General features: G+C 72.1%; 1 protein-coding gene and 1 pseudogene. One reads left to right on the forward strand and one right to left on the reverse strand.

Going from position 1 to position 2,168, the window contains the following annotated elements; translation table 11 throughout:
* A pseudogene (locus BZL64_RS21005) lies at nt 1-491 on the forward strand (hypothetical protein); the annotation flags it as partial.
* Nucleotides 492-539: 48 nt separating this feature from the next.
* Here the strand turns inward: BZL64_RS21005 and BZL64_RS21010 are convergent.
* On the reverse strand, nt 540-2,168 hold a 1,629-nt coding region (locus BZL64_RS21010; protein WP_086770748.1), incomplete at its 5' end, for a DUF2264 domain-containing protein.

A 2,168-nucleotide genomic window follows, 5' to 3' on the forward strand; every position in this document is an offset into this window, starting at 1 on the left:
CGGCCGCTGGAGTCCGCGGCGTTCTGCTTCGCCGAAGCGACGCCGCGGACTCCAGCGGCCGCGGCTGGACGGTGAAACCGAGGACCGGCACCCATCAGGTGGCGATCGCCTTCATGAAGAACCGCAACTCCGGCCCCGGAAAGGCGGTCTACCTCACCAGCGCCGCCGGCACGGAGAACACCAATGTCCACGTCGCCCCGTACGGCAAGGACCGTCTTCTCGTCTCCTGGGAGTCGATGAAGGGCGCCAAGTGCGCGAGCGGTACCTGCACCGGCACGTTCACGGGCACTCACCTGCGTCTCGTCGACTGGAACGGCAAGGCCCAGAGCGCGGACAAGGTCGTGAACGCCCGCATCACCGGTGACATCGCGGTCCTCAAGGACGGGACGCTGACCTGGGCCTACGCCCCCGTGACTCCGACCTACGCCAAGCCGCTCACCGGCGCGTCCCCGACCACGACGACCCTGAGGGTGGCCCGCCTCAAGCCCTGAGGCTCCGGTCGAGAGGGCCGAGCCCTCGGCGGCGTCGGACGCGGTCGCTCACCCGTCCGACGCCGCGCCGGTGACCCGTACACCGTCCGAGGTGAGGTGTACCCGGACCTCGCTCTCTCCGCTCCAGCGGACATGGACGATCCCGTCCTGCGTCCGCACGGACACCAGATCCTCCAGGGGAACCGGGTCCGCCTCACCGGTGAGCCGGGCGAGGGCGACGAACAGCGAGTCGCCGTCCCCGGTCACGCCGGTGAGCGCCTCGTCCAGCCCGGCGACGGGCACGAGTTCGGCCCGGACACCGTCTTCCGCCGCTGCCCAGCCGGTCACCCGCACCGGCGTTCCGGGATCCGTGCCGGCCACCCGGTGCACCCGCACCTCCGCGGCCCCGCGGGCGAGCACCACGCTGGTCACGCGGGCTCCGCCGCCCGAGATGTGCCGCGAGGCCGCCCAGCCGTCTCCCACTCCCAGCGGTTCGATCCCGGTGCGGCCGGGATCGTCCCCGACGACCACACTGTTGTCGTACGAGGAGGAGGGCGCCGTCACCGTCGAGTACGCGAGCCGCGTGTAGAACGGGTCGTACCGCACGTCCTCGCTGCCGTGGTTGTGGAGGCGGACGACTCCGTCCGAAAGGGTCGACTGCAGCAGCCAGTTGGGCGCGGAGAGCGGAGTGACCGCATCCGTCCGTTCCACCGGTCCGGGCTCCTCCACCGCTGTCCACACCTCGTGCTCGGGCGGAAGCAGCAGCCCCAGGAAGCCCTTGCTCGCCCAGTAGGGGGATGCCGGGCCCGAGTATCCCTGCAGCACGTCCGGGTCGGGGCCGTGCCAGCCGAGGCTCAGCAGCCCGCGTTCGTCGACCGCGCCGCGCTGGAGGAAGTAGCGCAGCGCGCCCGAGGCCAGGCGCCTGGTCTCGCCGGGCGGCAGCGGGGTGTGGCCGGTCAGGGCTCCCAGCCACAGCGGGACAGTGGTGGCGAAGCGGTAGGTCAGGGAGCGGCCCTGGCGCATCGGGGCGCCGTCGCCGCCGAACAGCCGGGCGTAGTCGGTGAGGTGCCGCGAGAGCCGGCCGCCGTACAGCTCCAGCAGCCGGGGGTCGCCGTCGAGCCAGGCGTGCAGCACCGGATAGAGGTGCATCGCCCAGCCGTTGTAGTAGTCGAAGGCGCGTCCGGCGCCATCGGTGTACCAGCCGTCGCGGACGTACCACTGCTCGATGCGTTCCAGGCCGCGGTCGACCGCTTTGCGGGCAGTATCCGGTTCATGGTCGATCGCATACAGAAAACCGCCGACCGTCACCGGGAACAACTCCCAGTTGCACGGCCACGGTTCGGCCGTGAGCGCGTCGGCCAGCCAGTCGGCCGCCCGCTGCCGTACGCCGTCGTCCAGCCGGTCCCAGAGCAGCGGACGGGTCAGCCGGAGTGCGAGGGCGATCGAGGCCGCTTCGACCAGGGGCTGGCTACGGTCCCCGATGCGCGGCCAGGCTCCGGACACGCCCGCCGCGAGGCCGTCGGCGTAGCGCTCCAGGGCACTCTCGTCGCGCCGGAAGGCCGCGAGGAGCAGCGTGCGGGCGTAGCCCTCCAGACCGTCGGAGACGCGGCCGGACCAGCTCTGCCGGTCGCCGGGAAGGTGGTAGAAGGCGCGATCCTCCGTGGCGTACGGCTCGACGGCGGCCAGCAGGGAGTCGGC

The sequence above is a fragment of the Streptomyces bobili genome, from assembly GCF_002154575.1.
Taxonomy (GTDB): domain Bacteria; phylum Actinomycetota; class Actinomycetes; order Streptomycetales; family Streptomycetaceae; genus Streptomyces; species Streptomyces bobili.